Annotated in this window: 25 protein-coding genes; 13 read left to right on the forward strand and 12 right to left on the reverse strand. The window is 72.1% G+C overall.

Annotated features, from left to right (window positions below; translation table 11 throughout):
• Nucleotides 1–164: 164 nt before the first annotated feature.
• On the reverse strand, nucleotides 165–818 hold the full coding sequence (locus ACYQ77_RS36630) for a histidine phosphatase family protein (protein ID WP_459720105.1): 654 nt from the start codon (nucleotides 816–818) through the stop codon (nucleotides 165–167).
• Between the two features lie 64 nt (nucleotides 819–882).
• Here ACYQ77_RS36630 and ACYQ77_RS36635 point away from each other — a divergent pair, with 64 nt between their 5' ends.
• The 7 genes from ACYQ77_RS36635 to ACYQ77_RS36665 all read left to right on the forward strand — a co-directional run bounded on the left by ACYQ77_RS36635 (nucleotide 883) and on the right by ACYQ77_RS36665 (nucleotide 8,682).
• Nucleotides 883–1,200 carry an EthD family reductase gene (locus ACYQ77_RS36635; protein ID WP_459720107.1) on the forward strand — a complete coding sequence of 106 codons (318 nt, stop codon included), beginning with the start codon at nucleotides 883–885 and terminating at the stop codon, nucleotides 1,198–1,200.
• Nucleotides 1,197–2,021, forward strand: coding sequence for a 3-hydroxyacyl-CoA dehydrogenase family protein (locus ACYQ77_RS36640; RefSeq protein WP_459720109.1), 825 nt, complete (start codon nucleotides 1,197–1,199; stop codon nucleotides 2,019–2,021). Before ACYQ77_RS36635 ends, ACYQ77_RS36640 begins: the two co-directional genes overlap by 4 nt.
• 12 nt (nucleotides 2,022–2,033) lie before the next feature.
• Entirely contained in the window at nucleotides 2,034–3,206 is a 1,173-nt protein-coding gene (locus ACYQ77_RS36645) for a GNAT family N-acetyltransferase (RefSeq protein WP_459720112.1), read from the forward strand.
• A gap of 42 nt (nucleotides 3,207–3,248) precedes the next feature.
• Nucleotides 3,249–3,938, forward strand: coding sequence for a response regulator transcription factor (locus ACYQ77_RS36650; protein WP_459720115.1), 690 nt, complete (start codon nucleotides 3,249–3,251; stop codon nucleotides 3,936–3,938).
• On the forward strand, nucleotides 3,938–5,329 hold the full coding sequence (locus tag ACYQ77_RS36655) for a HAMP domain-containing sensor histidine kinase (RefSeq protein WP_459720599.1): 1,392 nt from the start codon (nucleotides 3,938–3,940) through the stop codon (nucleotides 5,327–5,329). The genes ACYQ77_RS36650 and ACYQ77_RS36655 overlap by 1 nt, the downstream gene beginning before the upstream one ends.
• 129 nt (nucleotides 5,330–5,458) lie before the next feature.
• A complete protein-coding gene (locus ACYQ77_RS36660; protein WP_459720117.1) occupies nucleotides 5,459–6,937 on the forward strand; it encodes a S1C family serine protease in 1,479 nt (492 codons plus the stop codon).
• A 182-nt stretch (nucleotides 6,938–7,119) separates the two neighbouring features.
• The gene (locus tag ACYQ77_RS36665) at nucleotides 7,120–8,682 is read left to right on the forward strand and encodes a thiamine pyrophosphate-dependent enzyme (RefSeq protein WP_459720119.1); all 1,563 of its coding nucleotides are present in this window, start codon (nucleotides 7,120–7,122) and stop codon (nucleotides 8,680–8,682) included.
• Here the strand turns inward: ACYQ77_RS36665 and ACYQ77_RS36670 are convergent.
• The 6 genes from ACYQ77_RS36670 to ACYQ77_RS36695 all read right to left on the reverse strand — a co-directional run bounded on the left by ACYQ77_RS36670 (nucleotide 8,675) and on the right by ACYQ77_RS36695 (nucleotide 13,267).
• Nucleotides 8,675–9,286: a mycothiol-dependent nitroreductase Rv2466c family protein gene (locus tag ACYQ77_RS36670; protein ID WP_459720122.1), complete on the reverse strand. Its 612-nt coding sequence runs from the start codon at nucleotides 9,284–9,286 to the stop codon at nucleotides 8,675–8,677. The genes ACYQ77_RS36665 and ACYQ77_RS36670 overlap by 8 nt on opposite strands.
• A 10-nt stretch (nucleotides 9,287–9,296) precedes the next feature.
• The gene (locus ACYQ77_RS36675; RefSeq protein WP_459720125.1) at nucleotides 9,297–9,731 is read right to left on the reverse strand and encodes a hypothetical protein; all 435 of its coding nucleotides are present in this window, start codon (nucleotides 9,729–9,731) and stop codon (nucleotides 9,297–9,299) included.
• The gene (locus tag ACYQ77_RS36680) at nucleotides 9,731–10,858 is read right to left on the reverse strand and encodes a molybdopterin-dependent oxidoreductase (protein ID WP_459720127.1); all 1,128 of its coding nucleotides are present in this window, start codon (nucleotides 10,856–10,858) and stop codon (nucleotides 9,731–9,733) included. Before ACYQ77_RS36680 ends, ACYQ77_RS36675 begins: the two co-directional genes overlap by 1 nt.
• Nucleotides 10,859–11,328: 470 nt before the next feature.
• On the reverse strand, nucleotides 11,329–11,952 hold the full coding sequence (locus ACYQ77_RS36685; protein ID WP_459720130.1) for a class I SAM-dependent methyltransferase: 624 nt from the start codon (nucleotides 11,950–11,952) through the stop codon (nucleotides 11,329–11,331).
• A complete protein-coding gene (locus tag ACYQ77_RS36690) occupies nucleotides 11,952–12,608 on the reverse strand; it encodes a TIGR04282 family arsenosugar biosynthesis glycosyltransferase (RefSeq protein WP_459720133.1) in 657 nt (218 codons plus the stop codon). The genes ACYQ77_RS36685 and ACYQ77_RS36690 overlap by 1 nt, the downstream gene beginning before the upstream one ends.
• A complete protein-coding gene (locus ACYQ77_RS36695) occupies nucleotides 12,605–13,267 on the reverse strand; it encodes a glycosyltransferase family 2 protein (protein WP_459720136.1) in 663 nt (220 codons plus the stop codon). The genes ACYQ77_RS36690 and ACYQ77_RS36695 overlap by 4 nt, the downstream gene beginning before the upstream one ends.
• A 143-nt stretch (nucleotides 13,268–13,410) precedes the next feature.
• Here ACYQ77_RS36695 and ACYQ77_RS36700 point away from each other — a divergent pair, with 143 nt between their 5' ends.
• Genes ACYQ77_RS36700 through ACYQ77_RS36710 form a run of 3 tightly spaced genes read left to right on the forward strand, consistent with a single transcriptional unit; the run spans nucleotide 13,411 to nucleotide 16,505 of the window.
• On the forward strand, nucleotides 13,411–14,754 hold the full coding sequence (locus ACYQ77_RS36700; RefSeq protein WP_459720139.1) for a hypothetical protein: 1,344 nt from the start codon (nucleotides 13,411–13,413) through the stop codon (nucleotides 14,752–14,754).
• Between the two features lie 7 nt (nucleotides 14,755–14,761).
• Entirely contained in the window at nucleotides 14,762–15,442 is a 681-nt protein-coding gene (locus ACYQ77_RS36705) for a response regulator transcription factor (protein WP_459720141.1), read from the forward strand.
• Nucleotides 15,443–15,452: 10 nt separating this feature from the next.
• On the forward strand, nucleotides 15,453–16,505 hold the full coding sequence (locus ACYQ77_RS36710) for a sensor histidine kinase (RefSeq protein WP_459720601.1): 1,053 nt from the start codon (nucleotides 15,453–15,455) through the stop codon (nucleotides 16,503–16,505).
• Between the two features lie 826 nt (nucleotides 16,506–17,331).
• On the opposite strand, the gene ACYQ77_RS36715 is transcribed toward ACYQ77_RS36710, so the two are convergent.
• Nucleotides 17,332–18,378 (reverse strand): NAD-dependent epimerase/dehydratase family protein, encoded by a 1,047-nt coding sequence (locus tag ACYQ77_RS36715; protein ID WP_459720143.1) that lies wholly within the window; start codon nucleotides 18,376–18,378, stop codon nucleotides 17,332–17,334.
• 264 nt (nucleotides 18,379–18,642) lie between these two features.
• Here ACYQ77_RS36715 and ACYQ77_RS36720 point away from each other — a divergent pair, with 264 nt between their 5' ends.
• Nucleotides 18,643–19,137 carry a MogA/MoaB family molybdenum cofactor biosynthesis protein gene (locus ACYQ77_RS36720; RefSeq protein ID WP_459720146.1) on the forward strand — a complete coding sequence of 165 codons (495 nt, stop codon included), beginning with the start codon at nucleotides 18,643–18,645 and terminating at the stop codon, nucleotides 19,135–19,137.
• Nucleotides 19,137–19,298 (forward strand): hypothetical protein, encoded by a 162-nt coding sequence (locus tag ACYQ77_RS36725; RefSeq protein ID WP_459720149.1) that lies wholly within the window; start codon nucleotides 19,137–19,139, stop codon nucleotides 19,296–19,298. The genes ACYQ77_RS36720 and ACYQ77_RS36725 overlap by 1 nt, the downstream gene beginning before the upstream one ends.
• Nucleotides 19,299–19,356: 58 nt before the next feature.
• Here ACYQ77_RS36725 and mscL read toward each other — a convergent pair whose 3' ends face one another.
• From mscL to ACYQ77_RS36745, 4 genes are all read right to left on the reverse strand, one after another.
• Nucleotides 19,357–19,881, reverse strand: a complete 525-nt coding sequence (mscL, locus tag ACYQ77_RS36730) for a large-conductance mechanosensitive channel protein MscL (RefSeq protein WP_459720152.1) — start codon at nucleotides 19,879–19,881, stop codon at nucleotides 19,357–19,359.
• Between the two features lie 1,340 nt (nucleotides 19,882–21,221).
• Nucleotides 21,222–21,824, reverse strand: a complete 603-nt coding sequence (locus ACYQ77_RS36735; RefSeq protein ID WP_459720155.1) for an SAF domain-containing protein — start codon at nucleotides 21,822–21,824, stop codon at nucleotides 21,222–21,224.
• An 84-nt stretch (nucleotides 21,825–21,908) separates the two neighbouring features.
• Complete coding sequence (locus ACYQ77_RS36740) at nucleotides 21,909–22,214, reverse strand: FmdB family zinc ribbon protein (protein ID WP_459720157.1); 306 nt, start codon at nucleotides 22,212–22,214, stop codon at nucleotides 21,909–21,911.
• A 104-nt stretch (nucleotides 22,215–22,318) separates the two neighbouring features.
• Nucleotides 22,319–22,927 carry a 5-formyltetrahydrofolate cyclo-ligase gene (locus ACYQ77_RS36745; protein ID WP_459720160.1) on the reverse strand — a complete coding sequence of 203 codons (609 nt, stop codon included), beginning with the start codon at nucleotides 22,925–22,927 and terminating at the stop codon, nucleotides 22,319–22,321.
• A 24-nt stretch (nucleotides 22,928–22,951) separates the two neighbouring features.
• On the opposite strand from ACYQ77_RS36745, the gene ACYQ77_RS36750 reads away from it, so the two are divergent.
• The gene (locus ACYQ77_RS36750; RefSeq protein WP_459720163.1) at nucleotides 22,952–23,869 is read left to right on the forward strand and encodes a UTP--glucose-1-phosphate uridylyltransferase; all 918 of its coding nucleotides are present in this window, start codon (nucleotides 22,952–22,954) and stop codon (nucleotides 23,867–23,869) included.
• Nucleotides 23,870–23,872: the final 3 nt, after the last annotated feature.

A 23,872-nucleotide genomic window follows, 5' to 3' on the forward strand; every position in this document is an offset into this window, starting at 1 on the left:
CGCGCAGCGCCCGGCATGCCGGGGTCGGCCCACGCCGCTCGCGCGCGCGATGGCAACCCCCACCCGATCCCGGGGGCCACCCGCCATGCCAGTCTACCGGTACCCACCGACAGACCCCGGGTTGTCGATCTTGGCTGTGGACAACCCGGTGGGCTGTGGACAACTCACTGACGGGTGTCGTCGAGTTGTTTGGTGCCGTCTGGGGAGTCTCGCCATTGGGCGAACGGTTCGTTGAGGTGCCAGCGGGTGCCGTCGTGGTCGAGGAGGCGGATGGCGCAGTGCTCGGGGTTCGAGAGGGACTCGAAGAGGTCGATGCTCCACGAGAACATGCGCCGGCAGAGGAGGCGCATGGTCAGGCCGTGGGAGACCACCAGCACGGTGTCGGGGTGGGCCGGGTCCTTGGCGATGCGCAGCTCGAGCTCGTTGAGGAACGACGCCACGCGGTCATCGACGTCGGCACCTGACTCGCCGTGGGGGAGGCGGTAGAAGAAGTGGCCGAACTCGTGGCGGCGCTGCTTTTCCAGCTCCTGCTCGACCGGGTCCTGCAGGTTGCCCCAGTCCTGTTCGCGGAGTCTCGGCTCGGGGACGACGCGCTCGGCGGTCACGTCCAGCAGGGCGAAGGTGCGCTGGGCGCGCACATAAGGGCTGACGTACGCGGCGACCGGGCCGTGCATGAGCGCTCGGACCGCCGGGCCCGCCGCCCTCGCCTGGACCTCGCCCCGGACGGTCAGTGGCAGGGCGTGGTCCGGGGTTCTGGTGTACGCCAGCTCGTCGACGTTGCCGAGGCTCTCCGCGTGGCGCAGCAGGATGATCCGCACGGCGCTATCGTGCCCCGTCCGGACCTATTACAGTCCAACCGCTGGCCTACGCGAGGAGTGTCACATGATCAAGTATGTCGCCTTGTACAAGCAGCCCGCCGATCCCGAGGCGTTCGAGAAGGCGTACTTCGAGCAGCACAAGCCGTTGATCGACAAGGTGCCCGGCCTGGTCCGGCAGGAGATCGCCAGGGTCACCCGCACCTTCGTGCCCAACTTCCTCGAGGGCTCCGAGCCCTACCTGATCGCCGAGCTGTACTTCGAGTCCAAGGACGCCATGAAGGCCGCCTTCGCCTCGCCTGAGTGGCAGGCCTCCGGCGCGAACCTGACCGAGATCGGGGGCATGGACCTCGTCGCGATGTTCTCCGCCGAGGTGGTTGAGTGACGCGCTCCGCGGCGGTCGTCGGCGGCGGCACGATGGGGGCGGGCATCGCGCACGTCCTGCTCGCCGCCGGGGACCGGGTCACCGTCGCCGAGGCCGGGGACGAGCGGGCAGCCGCGGCCAGGCACGCCGTCGCGAAGTCGCTGCGGAAGGCCGAGGAGCGCGGGAAGCTCGACGGGACCGCCGACGAACTGCTGGCCCGCCTCGACGTGGTGCCGGCGATACGCAGGCTGCCGCGCGACACCCAGCTGGTCATCGAGGCCGTGCCCGAGGACGTGTCGCTCAAGCAGCGCGTGCTCGCCGACATCCGCAACGCCTGCCCGGACGCGCTGCTCGCCTCCAACACCTCGTCGCTGTCGGTGCGGCAGCTGGGGGACGACGTCATCGGCATGCACTTCTTCAACCCGGTGCCCGTGCAGACGCTGCTGGAACTGGTCGTGCACGACGGGTTGAGCACGGACCGGATCAGAGCTGCCCGGGAGTGGGGTGAGTCGCTGGGCAAGACGGTCATCGAGGTCCGGGACTCGCCCGGGTTCGCGACCTCGCGGCTCGGTGTGGTGGTCGGGCTCGAGGCGATCCGCATGCTCGAGGAGGGCGTCGCGTCCGCCGAGGACATCGACACCGGGATGCGGCTGGGCTACGGCTGGCCGATGGGACCGCTGCGGCTCACCGACCTCGTCGGCCTCGACGTGCGGCTCTCCATCGCCGAACACCTTACCCGTGAGCTGGGTCCGCGCTTCACGCCACCGGAGCTGCTCAGAAACAAGGTGGCGCGCGGCGAACTCGGTCGGAAGACTGGGCGGGGATTCTTCGACTGGGACTGACAGGGAGCGCATGTGATCGTCCGGCCACCGCGCGATGACGACGACGACCAGATCCACGAGGTGTCGAGGCTGGCGTTCGGTGGCCCGCGCGAACCGGACGCCCGCCACCGGTGGTCGTCCCAACAGGGCTGGCACGGCCTGGTCGCCGAGATCGACGACCGGATCGTCGGCACCCTGAAGGTCCGCGACTACCGGCAGTACTTCGGTGGCGCCGCGGTGCCGATGGGCGGCGTCGCGAACGTGGCCGTCGCGCCCGGCGCGCGCGGTCACGGCGTCGCGAACGCGCTGATCGACGCGATCCTGCCGGAGATGCGCGACCGCGGGCAGTGCATCTCGGCGCTGTACCCGTCGGTGCCGCCGCTCTACCGCGGCCGCGGCTGGGAGCAGACCGGCAACTACGAACGCGTCACGCTGCGGCCCGAGTACTTCGCGATGCAGCCCAGGCCCACGGAACGGCAGGTCATGCGCCGGGCCGTCAAGGACGACTTCCCCGCGCTCGACGACTGCTACCAGCGGTTCGCGCGGGAGGTCGACGGCATGCTCGACCGGGCCACCGACTCCTTCCAGGTGGACCGGATCTTCGAGCTGGACATCCTGGAGATCGTGCCCGGGCCCGACGGCACGGTCCTCGGCTACCTGACCGGGGAGCGGCCGGAGGGCGAGAAGCTCATCGTGCACGACCTCGTCGCCGACGACGCCGGCACGCTGCGGACGCTCTTCGCGAACCTCGCCCGCTGGGCCGGGATCATCGAGGAGATCTCGCTGCGGATCGACGACCCGGCCTGGTGGCAGCTGGTCCTGCCGCAGCCGGTGCTGCACGACGTGCGCAACCACCCGTGGATGCTGCGGGTCGTCGACCTGCCCGCCGCGGTCGCCGCCCGTGGCTGGCCGGTCGCCGCGCGGCTCGCGGACACCAGCGTCGACATCGAGGTGGTCGACGAGCACGCGCCGTGGCAGGCCGGCAGGCACCGGCTGGTCGTCGAGGGCGGCAAGGTCCGCTGCGAACCCGGTGGTCAGGGCACCGTGCGGCTGCACTCCCGCGCGCTCGGCCCGTGGTTCGCGGGCTCGGCCGACACGGCGATGCTGCGGCGCGCCGGCCTCCTCGAGGGCGACCTGACGGCGGCGCGTGTGCTGGACCTCATGACCGGTGCGCCCCGGTTACCCCGAATGGCCGATTCGTTCTGACCTTCTCAGGCAGGTCTCAGCACGGCGCGTAACACTGACCGCATGCGCATCCTCGTTGTCGACGACGACCGTGCCGTCCGCGAGTCGCTCCGGCGGTCTCTGCAGTTCAACGGCTATCAGGTCGACCTGGCCAGCGACGGTCAGCAGGCGCTGGACTCGGTGCGGAACGCCCGGCCCGACGCCATGGTGCTCGACGTGATGATGCCTCGCCTGGACGGGCTCGAGGTGTGCAGGCGGCTCCGCGGCACCGGCGACGACCTGCCGATCCTGGTGCTGACGGCCCGCGACACCGTGTCGGACCGGGTGTCCGGCCTCGACGCGGGCGCCGACGACTACCTGCCGAAGCCGTTCGCGCTGGAGGAGCTGCTGGCGCGGCTGCGTGCGCTGCTGCGCCGCCGCACGTTCGACACGAGCGGGCCCGCGCCGCAGGTTCTCAGCTTCGCCGGGCTCGAGCTGGACCCGAACACCCGCGACGTCAAGCGCGGCGACCGGCCGATCAGCCTGACCCGCACCGAGTTCGCGCTGCTTGAGCTGCTGCTCGCGCACCCGAAGCAGGTGCTGACACGCAGCCGCATCCTCGAGGAGGTCTGGGGCTACGACTTCCCGACCTCGGGCAACGCGCTCGAGGTGTACATCGGCTACCTGCGCCGCAAGACCGAGGCCGACGGTGAGCCGAGGCTCATCCACACCGTGCGCGGCATCGGCTACGTGCTGCGGGAGACGCCTCCGTGATGTTGCTGTCCGGGCCGCCTGCCGGGAAGAAGCGGGTGTCGCTCCGGTCGCGGGTGACGTTGCTCGCGGCCAGCTGTGTCGCGGGTGCGGTGGCGCTGGTGTCGCTGGGCGCTTACTGGACGGTCCGGGAGAACCTGTACACGCAGCTCGACGAGACGCTGTGGCAGAAGGCGCAGGCCACGGTCCAGAACAAGTGGATCGTGGAGACCCCGTCCGGTGACCAGCTGCCCGTCGGCCTGCTCGGGTTGTCCGGGGTCGAGGTGGCGGTGGTCGACGACAACGGCCACGTGTCCATCGGCACGACCGAGAGCCTGCCGCCGGTCGGCCCCGACGAGATCGCCGTCGCGAAGGGCGGCGCCCCGAGCATCCGCACCGACGCGAAGAGCGACTCGCGGGTGGTGGCCGTGCCGTACCAGGGCGACGCGCTGGTGCTGGCGCAGTCGTGGGGACCGACGAAGAAGCAGCTCGCCGACCTGTCGCTGGTGCTGCTGCTGATCGGCGGCGCGGGCGTGGTCGTCGCGGCGGCCGCCGGCACGGCGGTGGCCCGCACCGGCCTGCGACCCGTGCAGCGGCTGACCCGCGCGACCGAACGCGTTGCCCGTACCGGTGACCTGCGGCCGATCCAGGTCGACGGCGACGACGAGCTGGCCCGGCTGTCGCACAGCTTCAACCTGATGCTGGCCGCCGTGTCGGACGCGCAGAACCGGCAGCGGCAGCTCGTCGCCGACGCAGGGCACGAGCTGCGCACCCCGCTGACGTCGCTGCGGACCAACCTGGAGCTGCTGCTGTCCGCGGAGAAACCGGACACCCCGCAGCTCTCCGAGGACGACCGCGCCGAGATCCACGCCGACCTGCGTGCCCAGCTCGACGAGCTGACCCAGCTGATCGGCGACCTGGTGGAGCTGGCGCGGGAGGACGCACCGCCCATCGCACACGAACGGGTGGACATGGTCGAGGTCGTCGAGCAGGCGCTCGCGCGGGCGCGGCGGCGGGCGGGCGACGTGCACTTCGAGGTGGACCTGCAGCCCTGGTACCTGGTCGGGGAGCCGCACACGCTGGAACGGGCGGTGCTGAACCTGCTGGACAACGCGGTGAAGTTCTCGCCGCCGGACGGGACCGTGCGCGTCGACCTGCGGCCCGCCGCGCACGGCTACGCCTTCCTCCAGGTCGCCGACGCCGGGCCGGGTATCAAGGACGCGGACCTGCCGCACGTGTTCGAACGCTTCTACCGCTCCGACGAGGCACGCACCCTGCCCGGCTCCGGGCTGGGGCTCGCGATCGTGAAGAGCGCGGTCGAACGGCACGGCGGTGCGGTGTTCGCGGGTAGATCGGCCGACGGCGGGGCACTCATCGCGATGAGGCTGCCCGGAAGTTCAGAGCCGATTCTGTAACTCCCCATAGGTTGGTCTCAGGCCGTTCTCAGGACCGAGGCGGAAGGTAGACGCATGAGCGGAGCTTGCGGAGCGAATCATCAGACACAGGGCGACCGCGAGCGTCCACGGAGCCTGCGAGGGGGAGGCATGAGCGAGGAGAACCGGCAGGGGGTCGGCCCAGAGGCCGAGGGGACGCGGAGCGAGTGGGCGGCAAGCCACGATTCGCCCGCCACGCAGGGGAACGCGGGCGTCGAGCAGCAGGACGCGAGTGGGTCGCAGCCTGCCGCCACGACGCCGGGCCAGCCGGTCGCGCAGCCCGGTGAGTGGGCCGCGCCGCAGGCATCGCCGCCGCAGCAGAGCGAGTGGGCGCGGCCTTCTTACCCGCAGGCGCAACAGGGTCAGTGGGCCGCCCCGGCGCAGCAGCCGACGCGGGAACAGGTGCTGTTCGGGACGGCCGTCGGGGGACCGACCCCGCCTGCCGGGAACTACCTGCCCAACCCGAACCCGCCCAGCCGTCCGCAGCGGGACGTGCCTCCGCAGCAACAGCGCCGCGGCAGCGGTGCCCTCGTCGCGGGGATCGCCGTGCTCGCGTTGCTCGTCGGCGGCGGTGCCGGTGCGGTCGGCGGGTACGTCGTCGCCGACAACACCGCGAGCGCGCCGGTTTCGAACGCGCTCGACGAGAAGCCACCGGCCCAGCAGACCTCCTCCGCTCCTGCCGGGTCGGTCGAGGCGGTGGCGGAGAAGGTGCTGCCCAGCGTGGTCCAGTTGCAGGTGCAGGGCCGGTCCTCGGCAGGGGAGGGCTCGGGCTTCATCATCAGCTCCGACGGGCTGATCGTGACGAACAACCACGTGGTCGAGGGCGCCGCCGACGGCGGGCGCATCGAGGCCGTGTTCCAGGACGGCACCACCGCCACCGCCACCATCGTGGGCCGCGACCCGACCTCGGACGTCGCGGTCGTCAAGGCCCAGGGCCGGACCGACCTGCCGGTCGTCGAGCTGGGCAGCTCCGACGCGCTCAAGGTCGGGCAGGGCGTGGTGGCGATCGGGTCGCCGTTCGAGCTGTCCGGCACCGTGACCTCCGGCATCGTCTCGTCGCTGCACCGGCCGACCCGCGCGGGCGGCGAGGACGGTTCGCAGGCGACCGTGCTGGACGCCATCCAGACCGACGCCGCGATCAACCCGGGCAACTCCGGTGGCCCGCTGGTCAACATGCAGGGCCAGATCGTCGGCATCAACTCGGCCATCTACTCGCCGCAGACCGCCAACGGCCAGGCCGGTTCGGTCGGCATCGGGTTCGCCATCCCGATCGACCAGGCCAGGCGCACGGCGAAGGAGATCGCCGAGACCGGCAAGGCGACGCAGACCGTGCTCGGGGTGAGCGTCCGGGACGCCGAGGACGGCGGCGCGCTGATCGCCGACGTCGTCCCCGGTGGCGCCGGGGAGAAGGCGGGCCTCAAGAAGGGCGACGTGGTGACCAAGCTCGACGACCGCCGGATCGACTCGTCCGACGCGCTCGTCGCCGCGGTCCGCTCCCACGCCCCCGGTGACAAGGTTCGGCTCGAGTTGGACAACGGTTCGCGCACAGTTGAGGCGACTCTTGCCGGTCAGACGGTAGAACCACAATGATTGACTCGGGAACCACTCGAGTCCCCTAGAACGCTCGGCCGCAGGACGCGGCCGAGACCAACTCCGGCTCGATGCCCCCGAGCCGGGAAGAGCTCCAAGCGGGGCTCTGCGAACGCCGCACGCGGACGGTTACCCCTCGCTCGCCCGCGTGCGGCGCTCGCGTGTCTGGCACACTCCGGCCCATGCGGCTCGCCGGGCACGTGATCGTCGAACAGCTCGTCGAATGCGGCGCTGACCTCGCGTTCTGTGTCCCGGGCGAGAGTTATCTGCCGGTGCTCGACGGGCTCTACGCGCACCGCGAGCGGGTCCGGCTGATCACCGCCCGGCAGGAGACCGGGGCCGCGATGATGGCCGCCGCGTACGGCAAGCTCACCGGCAGGCCCGGGATCTGTCTCGTCACCAGAGGGCCCGGCGCGACCAACGCGAGCGGCGGTGTGCACGTCGCCAGGCAGGACGCGGCGCCGATGCTGTTGCTCGTCGGGCAGGTGCCGGCCGGCAACCGGGACCGGGTGGCGTTCCAGGAAGTGGACGTCCGCGCGATGTTCGCGCCGCTCGCCAAGGCCGTGTTCCGGGTCGACGACCCGGACCGGGCCGCGGAGTTCGTGGCGCGGGCGATGGTGACCGCGGTGTCGGGGGAGCCCGGGCCGGTCGTGCTGGAACTGCCCGAGGACGTGCTGTCCGCGTCGACGGACGCACCGGTCGTGCCCGCTGTGCCGCCGGTGGTGCCCGCGCCCGCGCCGTCGGACGTCGACGCGTTCGTGTCCGCGCTGACCCGCGCCGCGCGGCCGTTGCTCGTGGTCGGCGGTACGGGGTGGACGGTCGAGGCGACCCGCGCCGTGCGCCGGTTCGCCGAGGGCGCCCGGATCCCGCTCGCCACGGCGGTGCGGCACCAGGACCTCGTCGACCCGGCGTCGCCGGTGTTCGTCGGCACGCTCGGGCTCGGTACCACGCCCGGCTTGTCGGCGGCGGTCGCGGAGGCGGACGTGGTCGCGTTCGTCGGCACCCGGCCCGACGCGCTCACCGTGGACGACTTCGCGTTGCTGGACGTGCCCGTGCCCGCGCAGAAGCTCCTCCACGTGCATCCCGAGTCGGCCGTATTGCACCGCGTGCACCGCGCCGACCTGGCGATCGTGTCGGGGCCCACCCGGTTCGCCGCCGCGCTGCCCTCCGTCGACGGCGCCGGTTCGGCGTGGCTCGAGCGGTTGCGGCAGGACTACCTGCGGGGGCCGGCACCGTCGGTCGCCGCGGAGTTCATGCGGGTGCTGGACGCTGCCGTGCCCGACCCGATCGTCAGCTCCGGCGCCGGCGCGTACACGGCCTGGCCGCAGCGGCACCACCGGTTCACGACGTTCCCGTCGCACCTCGGCACGCAGTCCGGGTCGATGGGGTTCGGGCTGCCCGCCGCGATCGCCGCGCAGCTCGTGCACCCGGACCGGCCCGCGGTCGCGTTCGCCGGCGACGGGTGCTTCCTCATGACCGGGCAGGAGCTGGCCACCGCCGTGCGGTACGGGCTGACGCCGCTCGTGGTCGTGGTGAACAACAACTCCTACGGCACGATCCGCGACCACCAGCGGCGGCGGTTCCCCGGCCGCGAGTACGGCACCGACCTGGTGAACCCGGACTTCGCGGCGTTCGCGCGGTCGTTCGGCGCCGCCGGTGAGCGGGTCCGCACACCCGAGGAGTTCGCGGCCGCGCTGGACCGGGTGGCCGGACGGGCCGCCGTGATCGAGGTCGAGGTCAGCTGACCACCGGGCGGGTGCGGGCGCGCTTCAGCTCGAAGAACCCGGGCGTGCCGGACACCAGCAGCACGCCGTCCCACAGCTTCCCCGCCGCCTCGCCGCGCGGGACCGGGGAGACGACCGGGCCGAAGAACGCGTTGACCTCGCCGTCCGGCATGGTCACGTGGATCGCCGGGGTGCCGAGGTCCTCGCCGACGGGCCCGAGCCCGGTGCGGTTGCCGTCGAGCAGCGCGTCGTCGAGGCCGGAGTCGTCGGCGGCGTCCGCCAGGTCCGCGGGCAGGCCCGCCTCGGCGAGCGCGGCGACGTACAGGTCGCGGCCGAGCGGTTGCCTGTCCAGGTGGATCCGGTTGCCGAGCGCGGTGTAGACCGCGCGCACCTCGTCCGGCCCGTACTTCAGCTCGACGGCCTTCGCGATGCGGGCAGGGCCCCACGCGGTGTCGAGCCACTCGCGGTACCAGGCCTCGACCTCGCGGCCCTCGTTGAGCACGGCGAGGGACAGCACGTGGAAGCGCACCTGCACGTCCCGCACCTGCTCGACCTCGAGGAGCCAGCGCGACGCGATCCACGCCCAGGGGCACTTCGGGTCGAACCACATGTCCACGTTCGTCATGCGGCCAACTCTAGGAATTGGATTGGTCCCGTCCAAGAGCCAATCGGGACCGGTACTGTTGGGCCAATCCCGCGATGACGACCACACCCCACACGATCCCGAGCGCGACGGCGAGGCCCGTGCCGTAGTCGCGGTCGTGCAGGCCGGGGTTGGTGGCACCGCCGAACGGCCGCCACAGCAGGGGCACCGCGAGCAGCGTCAGCACGCCGGTGAGCACGACCCCCACGGTGACGGGGGTGTGCCACGGCCGCGGCAGGACCTTCGCGAGCCCGAGCCCGGCGAGCCCGACCGCGGGGGCGACGAGTCCGTCGTGGACGATCGGCCCGCCGACCAACCAGGCAGCGCCCTGCACGGCGTTGACCGTGCGGGAGGCGGCGAACTCCCAGGCGAGGACGGCGCCGTAGCCGAGCAGGGCCAGGCCGGTCAGGGCGAGGAACCAGCGCATCAGAGCACCTCCAGGCGGTGGACCCACTTCGTTTGCAGGACCCCGGGGCGGCTCGGCGCGATGACGCGGGCCGGGAAGCCGTGGTCGAGCGCGAGGGTCTCGCCGTTCAGCCGGAGCGCGAGCAGCGTTTCCGGGTCACGCGTATGGGTTCCGGGGAGCGTGCTGGTGCGGTAGGCGCCCCGGCGTTCGAGCGAGGTCACGTGCACCTCGCTGCCCGCGGGCGCGCCGACCAGCTCGAGGAGAGCGGAGATGGGCACCCCGGTCCAGGTGGCGGACTGGCTCCACCCCTCGACGCACGCGATCGGCAACACCGCGGTGCGCTGCGGCAGACCGGTCAACTGCGCGAGCGACAACCGCGTGATCCCGGTCCGCGTGACGATCTCGAGCCGCCACCCCGGGTCGACGGTCACCCGCGCCGCCCCGGCCGTCCGGTTGACGGGCAGCCCCTGCGGCCCGCGATCCGACCGCCACGACAGGGGAGAAACGGGACGCAGCAAGGGAACGGTGGCCCCGGCGGTGGCGACGACGGCGACCCCGGAGGCGAGGAAACCCGTCCGCAGGAAGGCCCGCCGGGACGCGTCCACGGGAGTCGAGAGCCCACGCCGGACGACGGGCAACTTGACGGCGACGTGCACGAGAACGGACCCGATCGCGACCCAGGCGACGGCGTAGTGGGCGGCGGGGAAGTAGAAGCCCCAGGGGTAGTTCTGCGCGACGTTGAACAGCCCGGTGGCCAGCTCGAAGAAGGCGGCGCCGGAGAGCACGAGGATCGACAGCCGTTCGAGGGCGTGCGGCAGCGAGCGGACGACCGGGCGGCTGAACAGTTTCGGGTAGACGGACCAGAGCTTCGCGAGGAGCAGCGGAACGGCGGCGATCCCCGAGAGGACGTGCACGCCCTGCGTGACCCGGTACAGCCCGGCGGGCCGCGCGGGCCAGGCGAACCACGATGGCGGGTGCTGGATGAGATGACTGAGCAACCCGGTGACGAAGCAGAGCAGGAACGCGATCCCGAGCCAGAGCCCGAGACGGGCGGTGACCTTCTCGTGGTGGGCGGGGCTGCGGAACTTCGCCTCGTCGGGTTGCACTCGCTGGATGAACCGGCCGAGCCTGCTGTCGGGCGCGGGCATGAAGGAGGGCAGCCTCCGGCCCCCCGACATCCAGCGTACCGGCGACCACCGACAATTCCGCGCGGTCGCGGTGACTTGTCCACAGGCGTCGGGTGGAGCCGCGCCGCTTTCGGCGGTCTCACCGGACAGTGCCGTGCTGGTGGGTCCCGGAAGGTTGGCGGCGGCGCTCGTCCTGTTCGGACTGCCAGAGTTGGCGCGGGCGGGGGTGCCGCCTGACGACCCGCGGGTGCGCAGACGCGATCGCTTCGCACCGGATGGGGCCGGACTGCGGACAACTTCGTCTGAGCGTCCGGGGTTGTCGGTGGTCGAGGCTAGGCTGGTGTTCGGGGGGCCGGAGGCCGCGCCCGTCCCGGTCTCATCGCTCTCGACAGCGGTGCGGTGGACAACCTCGCCCGGTCGCCCATCGCTGTCGGTGCTCGCCGGTACGCTGGATTCCGGGGGGCCGGAGGCCGCCTTCCGCTCCTCCGGCGTCATGACTTCGTCAGCTCCGTGAACCACCGGCCGCCCGCTGCGCGCAGCCACCCGACGGCGAGCCCCGCGCGTTCGGCCGTTTCCGGCACCGCGTCCGCGCCCAGCCACGCCCAGTCGAACCACCTGGCGTCCTCCGCGTCGCTCGTGGACACCCGCACCTGCCCGCGCCGCAGACCCGTGCCCGGCGGGTCCACCTCCACCAGCGCGCTGCCGCCCGCGCACAGCAACTCCCGCACCCGCCCCAGCAACCGCTCCGGGTCGCCGCCGATGCCGATGTTGCCGTCCGCCAGCAGTGCGTGCCGCCACGTGCCCTCGCCCGGCTGCGGGTCGAACACGTCCCGCTGGATCGCCGGCGCGCCCGCCTCGATCGTCAGCCGCACCGCCACCGCCGACACGTCCGTGCCCAGCGCGGGCACCCCGCGCTCGCTCAACGCCGCCGTCAGCCTGCCCGGGCCGCAGCCGATGTCCAGCGTCGGGCCGTGACAACTGCTCAGCAACAACTCGTCGCCCGGATCCGGCGTCGCCCGCCAGCGCTCGGTCGGCAGGCTGATCCGCTCGCCCGTCGCCAGCTCCAGCCAGCACCGCTCGCCGAGCAGCCCCGGCTCGAAATGCGTGTCGATCATCAGACCGCCTCCCGGAACGCGTGCGCGAACCGCGACGCGGGCGCCTGCGCCGCCACCCCCGCCGCGTCCTCCACCGTGTCCACATCGGACAGCACGGGCAGGTGTTCGACGCGCAACCCCAGCTCCCGCAACGCGAACAACGTCAGCTCGCCCGTGTCCGGCCGCGACATCGGGACCCTGCGCAGCACGTGCGCGTCCGCCGGCCGCCGCAAGCCCAGGGCCCACCACCCGCCGTCCGCCGCCGGGCCGAGCACCGCGTCGAACTCCGCCAGCCGGGTCAGCGCACCCGTCAGCAACGCGGGACTCAGCTGGGGCGTGTCCATGCCGACCTGCAGCACGGGCGAGCCCGGGAAACGCTCCCCGACGTCGGCGTGCGCGTTCGCCAGGCGGTCGGCGAACGTCGCGCCGCGCTGTGGGATCACCACGCAGCCGGCGAGCGCCCGCCCGAGTTCCGCCGAGCGCTCCGCCGACCCGAGGTCGCCGGTCAGCGCGCACACCGGCACCGCGTCGGTGACCGCGCGCACGCAGTCCACCGTGTCCAGCAACGCCGCCGCGGCGAGCCGGGCCGCGTGCCGGGCGCCGACCGCGGGCGCCAGCCGCGTCTTCGCGAACCCCGCCACCGGCGCCTTCGCCACGACGAGCAGCACGGCGGTCATCGCAGCACCGCCGTCATGTCCCGCACCGCACGCATCGTGCCGCGCACCGAACCCGACACCTTCGACCGCGTGCCCGCCGCCCTCGGCCGGTACGTGACGTCGCGCTCCACCACCGTCCAGCCCGCGTCCGCCGCGCGCACCAGCAGCTCCAGCGGGTAGCCGAACGCGCGGTCGCGCACCCCGAGCGCCAGCAGGTCCGCGCGCCGGGCCGCCCGCGCCGGCGCGATGTCCGAGACCGGGAGGCCGCGGCGCCGCAAGATCGCCGCCAGCACGCGGTTGCCCATCCGCGCGTGCCACGGCCACACCCCTCGGGAGAGCGCCCTGCGACGACCCACCGCCAGCCGCGCGCCCGCCTCGACCTCGGCGACCAGCGGCACCAGTTCGCCCGGGTCGAGCGAGCCGTCCGCGTCGAGGAAGCACACGATCTCCGCGTCGGCGTGCGTGAGACCCGTGTGCACGGCGGCGCCGTAACCCTTGCGCGGCTCGTGCACGACGGTCGCGCCGTGCGCGGCGGCGACGTCGGGTGAGCCGTCCGTGGAACCGTTGTCCACCACGATCGCCCGGTAGCCCGGCGGCAGCGCCGCGAGCACCCCGGGCAGCGCGGCCGCCTCGTCGAGGCAGGGGAGCACCACGTCGACGGGTGCGTTCGAGGTCGTCATGCCCTCCGACGCTAGGTCCACCCGAGACGGTCGAGAACCCTTGCGGTGCTTACCGAAATGTGACGGCGGGGCAATCATTACGGGGTGCTGACGGATCGCCCGACGAGCGCGCGGAGAGCGCTCGACCGGCCTACGGTCCACCCGTGGTCCTCGCCCCTCCCGCGACGAAGAAGACCGTCCGCGGCGACCTCGTCGCCGGTGCGGCGGCGCTGTGTTTCGTGTTCCTCGCGACCGCCGTCGGCTTCCTCACCGGCGCCCGCAACTACGGCGCCGACCTGCACCCGAAGGCCGCGCCGCGGTTCGGCGAGTACCCGGTGCTGGCCGACCTGTACCCGCGCGTGGCGCCCGCATCGCTGTTCGCGGTGGTGGTCGCGGTCGCGGCCGTCGTGTGGGGGCCGGTGCTGGCCGAACGGCTGCGGTGGGGTGCGCTGCTCGCCGCCGGGTACGCGCTCTCCGTGGCCTGGATCTTCGCGTTGGCGCTGGTCGACGGCTGGCAGCGCGGGGTGGCGCACAAGCTCGCGTCCGGCGGCGAGTACCTCGGCGTCGTGGACAAGATCACCGACATCCCGGTGTTCCTGTCCACGTTCTCCTCCCGCATCCTCGACTTCCAGCCGGACTCGTGGCCGACGCACGTGTCCGGCCACCCACCCGGCGCGACGCTCGTGTTCGTGTGGCTCGACCGGATCGGGCTCTCCGGCGGCGGCGCGGCGGGCGTGGTGTGCGTGCTCGCGGGCGCTGCGGTGGCGGTCGCCGTGCCGGTCACCGCCGCCGCGCTCGGGCGGGTGGACCTGGCGCGGGCGGCGGTGCCGTTCGTCGCGCTCATGCCCGGCGCGATCTGGATGGGCGTGTCCGCCGACGCCATGTTCGCCGGGGTCACGTCGTGCGGGATCGCGCTTTTCGCACTCGGCGCGAGCCGCGGCGGGCGGCTGCTGTGCGTCGCGGGCGGCGTGGTCCTCGGGTTCGGGATCTTCCTGTCCTATGGGCTGCTGCTGATGGGGCCGATCGCGCTGGCCGTGGTGCTGGTGACGCGGAACTGGCGGGCGCTCGCCTACGCCGTGCCCGGTGCGCTGGCCGTGGTCGCGGTGTTCGCGCTCGCCGGGTTCTGGTGGCTCGACGGGTACCACCTGGTCGTCGAGCGCTACTACCAGGGCGTCGCGTCGCACCGGCCGTACTGGTACTGGGTGTGGGCGAACTTCGCGTGCCTTGTCCTCGCCGTCGGGCCCGCCGCGGTCGCCGGCCTGCGCCGCACGGACTTCCTCGCGTTCGGGAAACCGGTCCCCGCGCTGGTCCGCGGCGCCGCGCTCGCGGTGCTGACCGCGACCGTCACGGGGCTCTCGAAGGCGGAGGTCGAACGCATTTGGTTACCGTTCGCGGTGTGGTTGGTGCTGGCGGCCGTGCAGCTGCCGCCCGGGTCGCGGCGCTGGTGGCTCGCGGCGCAGGCGGGCGTGGCGCTGGTGGTCGACCACCTGTTGCTGACGACCTGGTGAGGTGGCGATGACCCAGTCGACCGTGCTCGTCGTGGACGACGACCTGACCGTGCGGGATGTCGTGCGCCGGTACCTGGAGCTGGCCGGGCACCGGGTCGCGCTCGCCGACAACGGCGAGGACGCGCTCGCGTGGATCGCCGCGCAAGAGCCCGACCTGGTGGTGCTCGACCTGATGCTGCCGGGCATCGACGGGCTCGAGGTGTGCCGCAGGCTGCGGCAGACGAGCGCGGTGCCGGTGGTGATGCTGACCGCGCTCGGCGAGGAGGAGAACCGGATCGCCGGGCTGCAGCTGGGCGCGGACGACTACGTGACGAAGCCGTTCAGCCCGCGTGAGCTGGCGCTGCGGGTGTCGTCGGTGCTGCGGCGGTCGGGCGGCTCGGCGCCGTCGACCGACGTCGTCGACGGTGACCTGCGGCTCGACGCCGGGGCCCGCCGCGCCACGCTCGCGGGTGCCGAGCTGCCGCTGACGACCCGCGAGTTCGACCTGCTTGCGTTCCTGATGACGCACCCCGGCGAGGCGTTCACGCGGGAGCAGCTGCTGGAGAAGGTGTGGGGCTGGGACTTCGGTGACCAGTCCACAGTGACCGTCCATGTGCGACGGTTGCGGGAGAAGATCGAGAAGACCCCCGCGAAGCCGGTGCGCATCGCGACGGTCTGGGGAGTGGGATATCGTTATGACCGCGCGTGAACAGCCACCGATGATCGACCCGGGCGAGCCGTTCGGGTCGATGGTCAACCACGCGCTGCACATCCTGCCGTTCGCGCTCGCGTTCGTGCTGCCGGTCGTGGCGGTGGGTGTGGCGTTGCTGTACTGGGTGCGGCGCAGGTCGCTGACCACGACGATGACCGTGCTGGTGCTCGTGCCGGTGGTCGCGACGCTGACCGGGGTGCTCGGCATCAGCGGGTTCATGTTCAACACGACCCTGGCGACGATGTCGCTGGTGTGCCTGCTGGTGCTGCTGGTGACGGTGCCGGTGGCGCTGCTGCTGGGACGGGCGATCGCGCGCCGCAGCGTGTGGGAGCGCGAGGCCAGGGAGCGGGAGCGCGCGGCGGAGGCGTCCCGGCGGGAGCTGGTGGCGTGGATCAGCCACGACCTGCGCACGCCACTCGCCGGCATCCGCGCCATGGCGGAGGCGCTGGCCGACGGGGTGGTGTCGTCGCCGCCGGAGGTCGCGGGGTACGCGAGCCGGATCAGCGGGGAGACCAGCAGGCTGTCGGGGATGGTCGACGACCTCTTCGAGCTGTCCAGGATCACCGCCGGTGCGCTGCAGCTGACGATGTCGCAGGTGGCGCTGCGCGAGGTGGTGTCGGACGTGCTCGCCGCGCAGGTGCCGGTGGCGCAGCGGAAGCGGGTGCGGGTGCTGGCGAACGCGGCGACGGCGCCGGTCGTGCTGGGGTCGGACCCGGAGCTGGCGCGGGTCGTGCGCAACCTGGTGTCGAACGCGATCCGGCACACCCCGCCGGACGGGACGGTCGCAGTGCAGGTCGACGTCGACGGCCGGGACGCGGTGCTGGCCGTCGACGACGGGTGCGGCGGGATCCCGGACGCCGAGTTGTCGCGGGTGTTCGAGGTGGCGTTCCGCGGGAGCGCGGCGCGGACCCCGTCCCGGACGGGGGAGGAGCAGGTCGGCGGCGGGCTGGGGCTGGCCATCGCGAAGGGTTTGGTGGAGGCGCACCGGGGGCGCATCGATGCGCGCAACCTGGGCCCCGGGTGCCGGTTCGAGGTGCGGTTGCCGTTGGCTTCTGTGTGAGGGTGGTGGCCTCCGGCCCCCTCGAACCACGTTACGGCATGGGACCGACGTTTTCGGGCGTGGCGGTCGTGGTTGTCCACAGGGTGGGTTGTGATTTCGGCTGTGGTGGGTCACGGGATTTGTTGCTGCTTGCGGTGGCCGTTGCCGTTGTTGCGGAGGGTGGTCGGCCTGCGGGCCTCGTCCGTGGCGGTGCCGGGTTGTGGCTCCGGGCACTGGGGTATGGCGCTGACGGCGGCATGGGCACTTCGGGCCTTGGCCTCCGGCCCCCACGAACCATGCTACGGCTTGGGACCGACAATTTCGGATGTGGCGGCCGTGGTTGTCCACAGGTTTCGCTTGTGGCGCAAGGGGGGTTGGCCTCCGGCCCCTCGGCCATGCCCCGGCATGGGCCGACATCTTCGGGGGTGGCGGGGGTGGTTGTCCGCAGGTTTCGCTTGCGACGCAACGTGGTTGGCCTTCGGCCCCTTCGAACCATGCTACGGCAGGGGGCCGACATCTTCGGGGGTGGCGGGGGTGGTTGTCCGCAGGTTTCGCTTGCGACGCAACGTGGTTGGCCTTCGGCCCCTTCGAACCATGCTACGGCAGGGGGCCGACAATTTCGGGCGTGGCGAGGGGTGGTTGTCCACAGGGTTCGCTTGCGGCGCAACGCGGTTGGCCTCCGACCCCTCGAACCACGCTACCGGATGGGGGTGACAGAAGGGGGCGTTCCCGCGGGTGGCTGTGGACAGGTGGTGGTGCTGTGGACAACTCGCCGGTTCGGCGTTGTCGCTTCGGGTGGTTGTCGGTGCGGTGGTCTACGCTGGTGATCGGGGGGCCGGCGGCCGCCCTACGGCAGGGTTGCCGGGGAGCGTAGTGCGGCTTGTGCGAATTCGGCTATTCCTTCTTCGAACGTTGTCTTCGCTGTGAAGCCCAGTTTTTCTCGCGCTGCCCTGGGGTCTGCCACCACGTGGCGCACGTCGCCTGGGCGGGTTCCGCCTACTACTTTCGGGGCTGGGCCCTTGCAAGCTTTCGCCAGCTCGGTCGCCAGTTCGCCTACTGTGTGTGGTGTTCCTGAACAGATGTTCACTGGTACGAGTGTGCCTGGAGGGGTTTCGGCTTCCGCTGCCAGCACGTTGGCCCTCGCCACATCCCGTACGTGGACGAAGTCCCTTCTTTGCTTGCCGTCCTCCAGGACAGTCGGGGCTTCGCCTCGTTCCAGTGCTGAGCGGAACAGGGACGCCACACCCGCGTACGGTGTGTCCCTCGGCATTCTTGGCCCATACACGTTGTGGTAGCGCAGCGCCCACACGCTGCCGCCGGTTTGGCGGGCCCACGCCGACGCCAGGAACTCCTGCGCGGCCTTCGTTGCGGCATAAGTGCTTCTCGGGTCGAACGGGGCTTCCTCCGGGACCAAGCCCGGGTTCAGCGACTCGCCGCAGTGCGGGCACGGTGGGTCGTAGCGTCCCTCGTCCACATCGGACTGTCGGCGTGGGGCGGGCTGGACCACACCGTGGGTCTGGCACTCGTAACGGCCTTCGCCGTAGATGACCATTGACGACGCGAGCACCAGCTTGTGTACGCCTGCCTCGTGCATCGCGGCCAGGAGGACCGCTGTGCCGTAGTCGTTGTGGAGCGCGTATTCCGGGGCGTCTGCCGGGGAGACGCCGTGGCCGACCACCGCCGCCTGGTGGCACACGACGTCTACTCCCGTCAGCAGGTCCTGCAACAGTGCCGGGTCTCGCACGTCGCCCACCACGCCCGGGTAGTCCGTGGCGCCGCCGTGTGCCTTGGGGAGCAGGTTGTCCACCAGCACCGGGTCATGGCCGTGCTCGGACAGTGCCTCCGCTATGTGGGACCCGATGAAGCCGGCGCCGCCGGTGACCAGCACTCGCATGGTGGCGACCGTAGGACGCGGTCGCGGCGTGGGGCGAGTTCACCGCGGGACACGTCACCGAACCGTCAGATTTGCGTGGTCGGGGAGCATGCCAGCGCCGCACCGCGGTCGTCTCGTCCGGGGCGTACCCGGCGGTGCAGGTGGTCGACCGCGTCGGACGTCGACCTCGCCTCGACGGGCGGTTCGGGTTCGGGTCGCGACACCTGCTCACCTGCCCGGCCGGGTTGCCGAGGGCGGAGCGGCAGGTCCGGCTACGGTGAGCGCATGGAACGGAGCGCGCAACGGCTCGGCAGAGCCCTCATCGTGATCGTGGACGACCGGGTGGCGCACGGGGAGCACGAGGACACCGTGGGGCCGCTGGTCACCGAGCTGTTGGAGGAGAACGGGTTCATCGTCGACGGGACCGTCGCGGTGGCCGGGGAGACCGTGGACATCCGCAACGCGCTGAACACCGCCGTGATCGGCGGCGTCGACGTGGTCATCACCGTCGGCGGGACGGGGGTGTCGCCGCGCGACGTCACCCCGGACGCCACGCAGGGTGTGCTGGACCGCCCGATCCCGGGCATCGCCGAGGCCATCCGGTCGTCCGGGCTCGCCGCGGGCGCGGTGGACGCGGGCATCTCGCGCGGGCTCGTCGGGATCTCCGGCAGCACCCTGGTGGTCAACCTGGCCGGGTCGCGGTCCGCGGTGCGCGACGGGATGGCGACGCTGTCCTCGCTCGTGCCCGCCGTGATCGACCAGCTGTCGGCGCTGGACTGATGCCCGATCGGCCGCGTCGGGAACCCAAGCCCGACCTCGACGAGATCTTCGGCGACGTACTCCCGTCGACGACCTCCGACGAGCGCGACCCGACGCCGCCGGAGGACCGCGACGACTGGTACGAGCGGGAGCGGCCGCCGCACCACGATCGGGACGACTGACCGCTGACATGCGAGAGAGGCCGGGAGGCGTGCTTCCCGGCCTCTCCCGTGTGCCGGCTCAGTACGGGCGCTGCGGGGGCGGGCCCTGCGGGGGCATGCCGCCCTGAGGAGGCATCCCGCCCTGGGGCGGCCACCCGCCCTGCGGCATGCCGCCCTGCGGGGGCATCTGCTGCTGCGGGCCGCCCATGGTGACGCGCTGCTGCTGGACGAGCAGGTCACGGATCTCGGTGAGCAGCTCGATGTCGGTGGGTTCGGTCGGACCCGGCTCCTCGCCGCGCCTGCGCCGCTCCTGGATCGTCTTCATCGGCAGGACGATCAGGAAGTAGACGACCGCCGCGACGATCAGGAAGTTGATGATCGCGGTGATGATCGCGGCGAAGTCGACCTTGGATTCCGGGTTGCCGTCGACGATGGTCCACGCGAGGCCGGTGACGTTGGCGCCGCCGATGGCCGCGATGAGCGGCTTGATGAAGTTGTTGGCGAGGGCGGTCACGATGGCGGTGAACGCCGTGCCGATGATCACCGCCACGGCCAGGTCCACGACGTTCCCGCGCATCAGGAAGTCCTTGAAACCCTTGAGCATCGGCGGGCTCCTTTCACTGTGGTCTGCCGACGCAGCGTAGTGAGCTACGGAGGGTGCCGTGCGCTGGGCGCGGACGCACGGTTGGGCTCACCCGATCGGGTTGCTGTTGCCGGGTCGGTACACCGCTTCGGGGGAGGTGGTGGTGCCTGAGGCGAGGTGGGCGTGGTTTCGGGTGTCGTCTTGGGGGTGCGGCGGGGAGGTAGCGGGGCGCGGGGTGGGTGGTTCGGGGAGCCGGGTGGTGCGGGGGGCTTGGCGGGTTGGGGCGGGGTGAGGTTCGGGGTGGGCGGCTCGATGGCGGCGGTGTCGGGCCGGTGGTGGTGTGGCCGCGGGGCGGGGAGTGGGTGGTTCGGGGAGTCGGATGGTGCGGGGGGCTTGGCGGGTTGGGGCGGGGTGAGGTTCGGGGTGGGCGGCCCGATGGCGGCGGTGTCCGGCCGGTGGTGGTGCGGTCGTGGGGCGCGGAGTGGGCAGTTCAGAGAGTCGTGGTGGTGGGGGCTGGCGGTTCGGGGTCAGAGTGGGAGGAGCGGGGGTCGGCGGTGCGGTGACGGTGGCGTCGGCTCGGTGGTGGTGCGGCCGCGGGTCGCGGGGTGGGTGGTTCGGGGAGTCGTGGTGGTGTGGGGCTGGGTGGTCCCGGGGTGCGTGTGGTCGGGGCGGGGTTGGGGTGGTCGGTCCGATGGTGGGGCCGTGGGTCGCGAGGTGAGTGGTTCGGGGAGTCGTGTGGTTTGCGGCCTCGGCGGCTGGGGACGGAATCGGTCGGAGCGGGGCGGTGGTGTCGTTGCGGTGGTGGCTCGGCCGTTGCGGGGTGGGTCGCGAGAGGGTGGTTCGGGGAGTCGGGTGGTGGTGCGGGGCTCGGCGGTTTGGGGTGGGGCGGTCGGAGCGAGGTTTCGGGAGCTGGGGCGGGCGGGCCGATGGCGGCGGTGTGGCTCGGTGGTGGCGCGGCTGCGGGATGGTTCGGGGGAGTCGTGGTGGTGTGGGGCTGATCGGTTCGGAGTGGCAGCGGTCGGGGCGAGGTTCGGGGCGGGCTGATGGCGGCGGTGTGGACTCGGTGGTGGCGCGGCCGCGGGTCGCGAGGTGAGTGAGTTCGGGAGTCGTGGTGGTGGCGTGGGGGTTGGCGGTTCTGGGGTGGGCTGGGGCGGCGGCGCTATGACGGCGGTGCCGGTGCGCTGGTCGCGCGGCCGTTATGAGCTGTTGGGGGATCAGGGATGGGTGGGGAGCTGGTTCGGGGCGCGGTGGCCGGAGGGTGAGGGGGCCGCGCTGGTGGGGACCATTCGGCGTGCTCGAGTGGGAGCCGCGCCGGGGTAGGGAGCCCGGGGGATGACGGTCGGGCGTTGGTGCCGTCGGGGTCAGCGGAGTGTCACCGCTACCGGCTGGCCCAGGGACGCGGCTGCCACTCTTGTTGCTTGCGCGCGTGGGAGGGCCAGTACGACCAGGCGGCCGTCCGAGGAGTTGTCTGCCGGACGGACGGTCAGCACCGCCGCGTTTTCGGCCAGGACTTCCGGTTCCGAGGTCTCCGCGACGGTCACCACGTCCACGCGTAAGCCTGGGGTCAGCAGGGCCGCCACCGCGGGGTCGGCCAGGCGGAACGGGACCGCCGCGGCTGAGCGGTCGCCTGCGGTCAGTGCGGTGTTCTCCGCGCCCACGAGGCGGGCCGATGTCAGCGGCTCGCCCGCTGTGGTGGCACCCGCGAGCACCCGGCCCGTGGCCTGGGACGGGGTGGTCAGGGCGGCGGCTGGGCGTAACGACGGGGCCAGGTTGGCCACCGTCACGTCGTCGGCGCGCAGTGTCGTGCCCGGGGGTAGGTCGCGGGTGGCCACCAGCATCGGGACCGTGCCCGTCCTGCTCGACTGCGGACGTAGTGCGAGCACGGCCGCGGCCAGTACCAGCAGCACGGCCACCACGCGGCGGATGGCCAGTCTGCGGGGCCAGCCGCGGAGGGGGAGTTTCATGGGGCCGACGGTACGGCGGGGGGACGACGCGGGTGGGTTGTTACTGGCGGGTTGTGGACAGGTCAGGCGGCTGTGGACAACTCGTCAGGCGACCTTGTCCGCGGAGGACGACGACGTGGTCGAGGCGGCCTTGTCCGAGGACGAGGACGAGGACGTCGACGACTTGTCCGAGGAGGACGAGGACGACGCCGCCGCGGTCGACGACTTGCTCTCCGAGCGGCTGTCGGTGCGGTAGAAACCGCTGCCCTTGAACACCACGCCCACCGAGCCGTACAGCTTGCGCAGCTTGCCCCCGCACTCGGGGCACTCGGTCAGCGACGGGTCGCTGAAGGACTGCACCGCGTCGAAGCGGTGGTCGCACGCCGTGCACGCGTACTGATAAGTGGGCACCGTTGGCTCCCTCTTCACCCAGGTTCGCTGGCACTCGTGACGATGGAGTGCTAACCACAATGATGCGCCAACGCGGGCCCCTAGCGCAAACGGCCTCAAGCGATTCACGCGAAGCGCAGGAGGCCGCGGTTCGGCGTGAGCACCGCCGTCATCCTGATGTCGTGCGGCTCAGTCGGCAGCGCCTCGAAAATCTCCTGGTCACGCACGACGGCCACCAGGTGGGTCCCGGTGGCCGTGTCCGCGAGCGAGCGGTCGTAGTGACCAGCGCCACGTCCGAGACGAACACCGTTCCGGTCCACCGCGAGCGCCGGGACGAGCACCAGGTCGGCGATCCGCAACGCGAACGACCCCAGCAGCTCGCCGATCGGCTCCCGCAACCCGTACGGGCCGGGGCGCAGCGAGTCCTTGCCCTGGTACCAGCCCCAGTCGAGCGGCCCGTTGCCGGTCACCACCGGCAGCAGGACCCGGGCGCCGAAGTCGGCCAGGTCCTCCAGCATCTGCGCGGACCCGGGTTCCGAACCGATCGGCACGTAGGCGCAGACGGTCTGCCCCGGGCGCACGATCCGCCCGCTGGTCAGGTGCGTCGACAGTGAGATGGCCTCGGAAAACCGCACGGCGGCCGGCACGCGTCTGCGTTCGGCGAGCAGCTCCTTGCGCCACCGCCACTTGGTGTGTGCGGCTGACTGACTTGGATCACTCCCAGGCCGGGCCACGACATGAGGTTAGAGTCGCTGTCCATGGCGCAATCCACCGCAGTCACTTCCGGCCACGGGACCGCAGGCATCAGAACCGCCATCGTGCCTGCCGCCGGCCTGGGCACCCGGTTCCTCCCGACCACCAAGTCCGTACCGAAAGAGCTGCTCCCGGTCGTGGACACGCCCGGCATCGAGCACGTCGCCACCGAGGCCGCCGAAGCGGGCTTCGAGCGGCTCGTCATCGTCACCTCGCCGGGCAAGGACGCCGTCGCACAGTATTTCCAGTCGCAACCGGAACTGGAGGAGGAGCTGCGCAGCCGCGGCAAGGAGAAGCTCGTCGCGAAGATCCAGCGCGCCCCCGGTCTGCTGAAGATGGTGGAGACCGCGATCCAGGAGAAGGCACTCGGCCTCGGCCACGCCATCGGCTGCGCCGAGGACAACCTCGACGACGACGAGCAGGCCGTCGCCGTCCTCCTGCCCGACGACCTCGTGCTGCCCCGCGGCGTGCTCGGCCGCATGCTCGACGCCCGCGCCAAGCACGGCGGCACCGTCCTGTGCGCCTTCGACATCCCCAAGGAGCAGATCTCCGCGTACGGGGTGTTCGACGTCGAGGACACCGACGACCCCGACGTCAAGAAGGTCAACGGCATGGTGGAGAAGCCGCCTGCCGAGGAGGCCCCGTCCACCTTCGCCGCCGCGGGCCGCTACCTGCTGGACCGGGCCGTGTTCGACGCCATCAAGCGCATCGAACCGGGCGCGGGCGGCGAGCTCCAGGTGACCGACGCGATCGCGCTGATGATCAGCGAAGGGCACCCCGTGCACGTCGTCGTGCACCGCGGCGGACGTCACGACCTGGGCAATCCTGGAGGTTTCCTGCGTGCCGCCGTGGACTTTGCGCTCTCGGACCCCGAGTATGGGCCTGATCTGCGCGAGTGGCTGCGCGGACGGATCGAGGAGTAGCCA

It is taken from the genome of Actinophytocola sp. KF-1 (assembly GCF_054661535.1).

What these genes read in the sequence shown, in the direction of transcription:
- ACYQ77_RS36635 (WP_459720107.1), top strand. Translation starts at nt 883, where the DNA reads ATGATCAAGTATGTCGCCTTGTACAAGCAGCCCGCCGATCCCGAGGCG.
- ACYQ77_RS36650 (WP_459720115.1), top strand. Translation starts at nt 3,249, where the DNA reads ATGCGCATCCTCGTTGTCGACGACGACCGTGCCGTCCGCGAGTCGCTC.
- ACYQ77_RS36655 (WP_459720599.1), top strand. Translation starts at nt 3,938, where the DNA reads ATGTTGCTGTCCGGGCCGCCTGCCGGGAAGAAGCGGGTGTCGCTCCGG.
- ACYQ77_RS36660 (WP_459720117.1), top strand. Translation starts at nt 5,459, where the DNA reads ATGAGCGAGGAGAACCGGCAGGGGGTCGGCCCAGAGGCCGAGGGGACG.
- ACYQ77_RS36665 (WP_459720119.1), top strand. Translation starts at nt 7,120, where the DNA reads ATGCGGCTCGCCGGGCACGTGATCGTCGAACAGCTCGTCGAATGCGGC.
- ACYQ77_RS36670 (WP_459720122.1), bottom strand. Translation starts at nt 9,286, where the DNA reads ATGACGAACGTGGACATGTGGTTCGACCCGAAGTGCCCCTGGGCGTGG.
- ACYQ77_RS36675 (WP_459720125.1), bottom strand. Translation starts at nt 9,731, where the DNA reads ATGCGCTGGTTCCTCGCCCTGACCGGCCTGGCCCTGCTCGGCTACGGC.
- ACYQ77_RS36680 (WP_459720127.1), bottom strand. Translation starts at nt 10,858, where the DNA reads ATGCCCGCGCCCGACAGCAGGCTCGGCCGGTTCATCCAGCGAGTGCAA.
- ACYQ77_RS36685 (WP_459720130.1), bottom strand. Translation starts at nt 11,952, where the DNA reads ATGATCGACACGCATTTCGAGCCGGGGCTGCTCGGCGAGCGGTGCTGG.
- ACYQ77_RS36690 (WP_459720133.1), bottom strand. Translation starts at nt 12,608, where the DNA reads ATGACCGCCGTGCTGCTCGTCGTGGCGAAGGCGCCGGTGGCGGGGTTC.
- ACYQ77_RS36695 (WP_459720136.1), bottom strand. Translation starts at nt 13,267, where the DNA reads ATGACGACCTCGAACGCACCCGTCGACGTGGTGCTCCCCTGCCTCGAC.
- ACYQ77_RS36705 (WP_459720141.1), top strand. Translation starts at nt 14,762, where the DNA reads ATGACCCAGTCGACCGTGCTCGTCGTGGACGACGACCTGACCGTGCGG.
- ACYQ77_RS36710 (WP_459720601.1), top strand. Translation starts at nt 15,453, where the DNA reads ATGATCGACCCGGGCGAGCCGTTCGGGTCGATGGTCAACCACGCGCTG.
- ACYQ77_RS36715 (WP_459720143.1), bottom strand. Translation starts at nt 18,378, where the DNA reads ATGCGAGTGCTGGTCACCGGCGGCGCCGGCTTCATCGGGTCCCACATA.
- ACYQ77_RS36720 (WP_459720146.1), top strand. Translation starts at nt 18,643, where the DNA reads ATGGAACGGAGCGCGCAACGGCTCGGCAGAGCCCTCATCGTGATCGTG.
- ACYQ77_RS36725 (WP_459720149.1), top strand. Translation starts at nt 19,137, where the DNA reads ATGCCCGATCGGCCGCGTCGGGAACCCAAGCCCGACCTCGACGAGATC.
- mscL (WP_459720152.1), bottom strand. Translation starts at nt 19,881, where the DNA reads ATGCTCAAGGGTTTCAAGGACTTCCTGATGCGCGGGAACGTCGTGGAC.
- ACYQ77_RS36735 (WP_459720155.1), bottom strand. Translation starts at nt 21,824, where the DNA reads ATGAAACTCCCCCTCCGCGGCTGGCCCCGCAGACTGGCCATCCGCCGC.
- ACYQ77_RS36750 (WP_459720163.1), top strand. Translation starts at nt 22,952, where the DNA reads ATGGCGCAATCCACCGCAGTCACTTCCGGCCACGGGACCGCAGGCATC.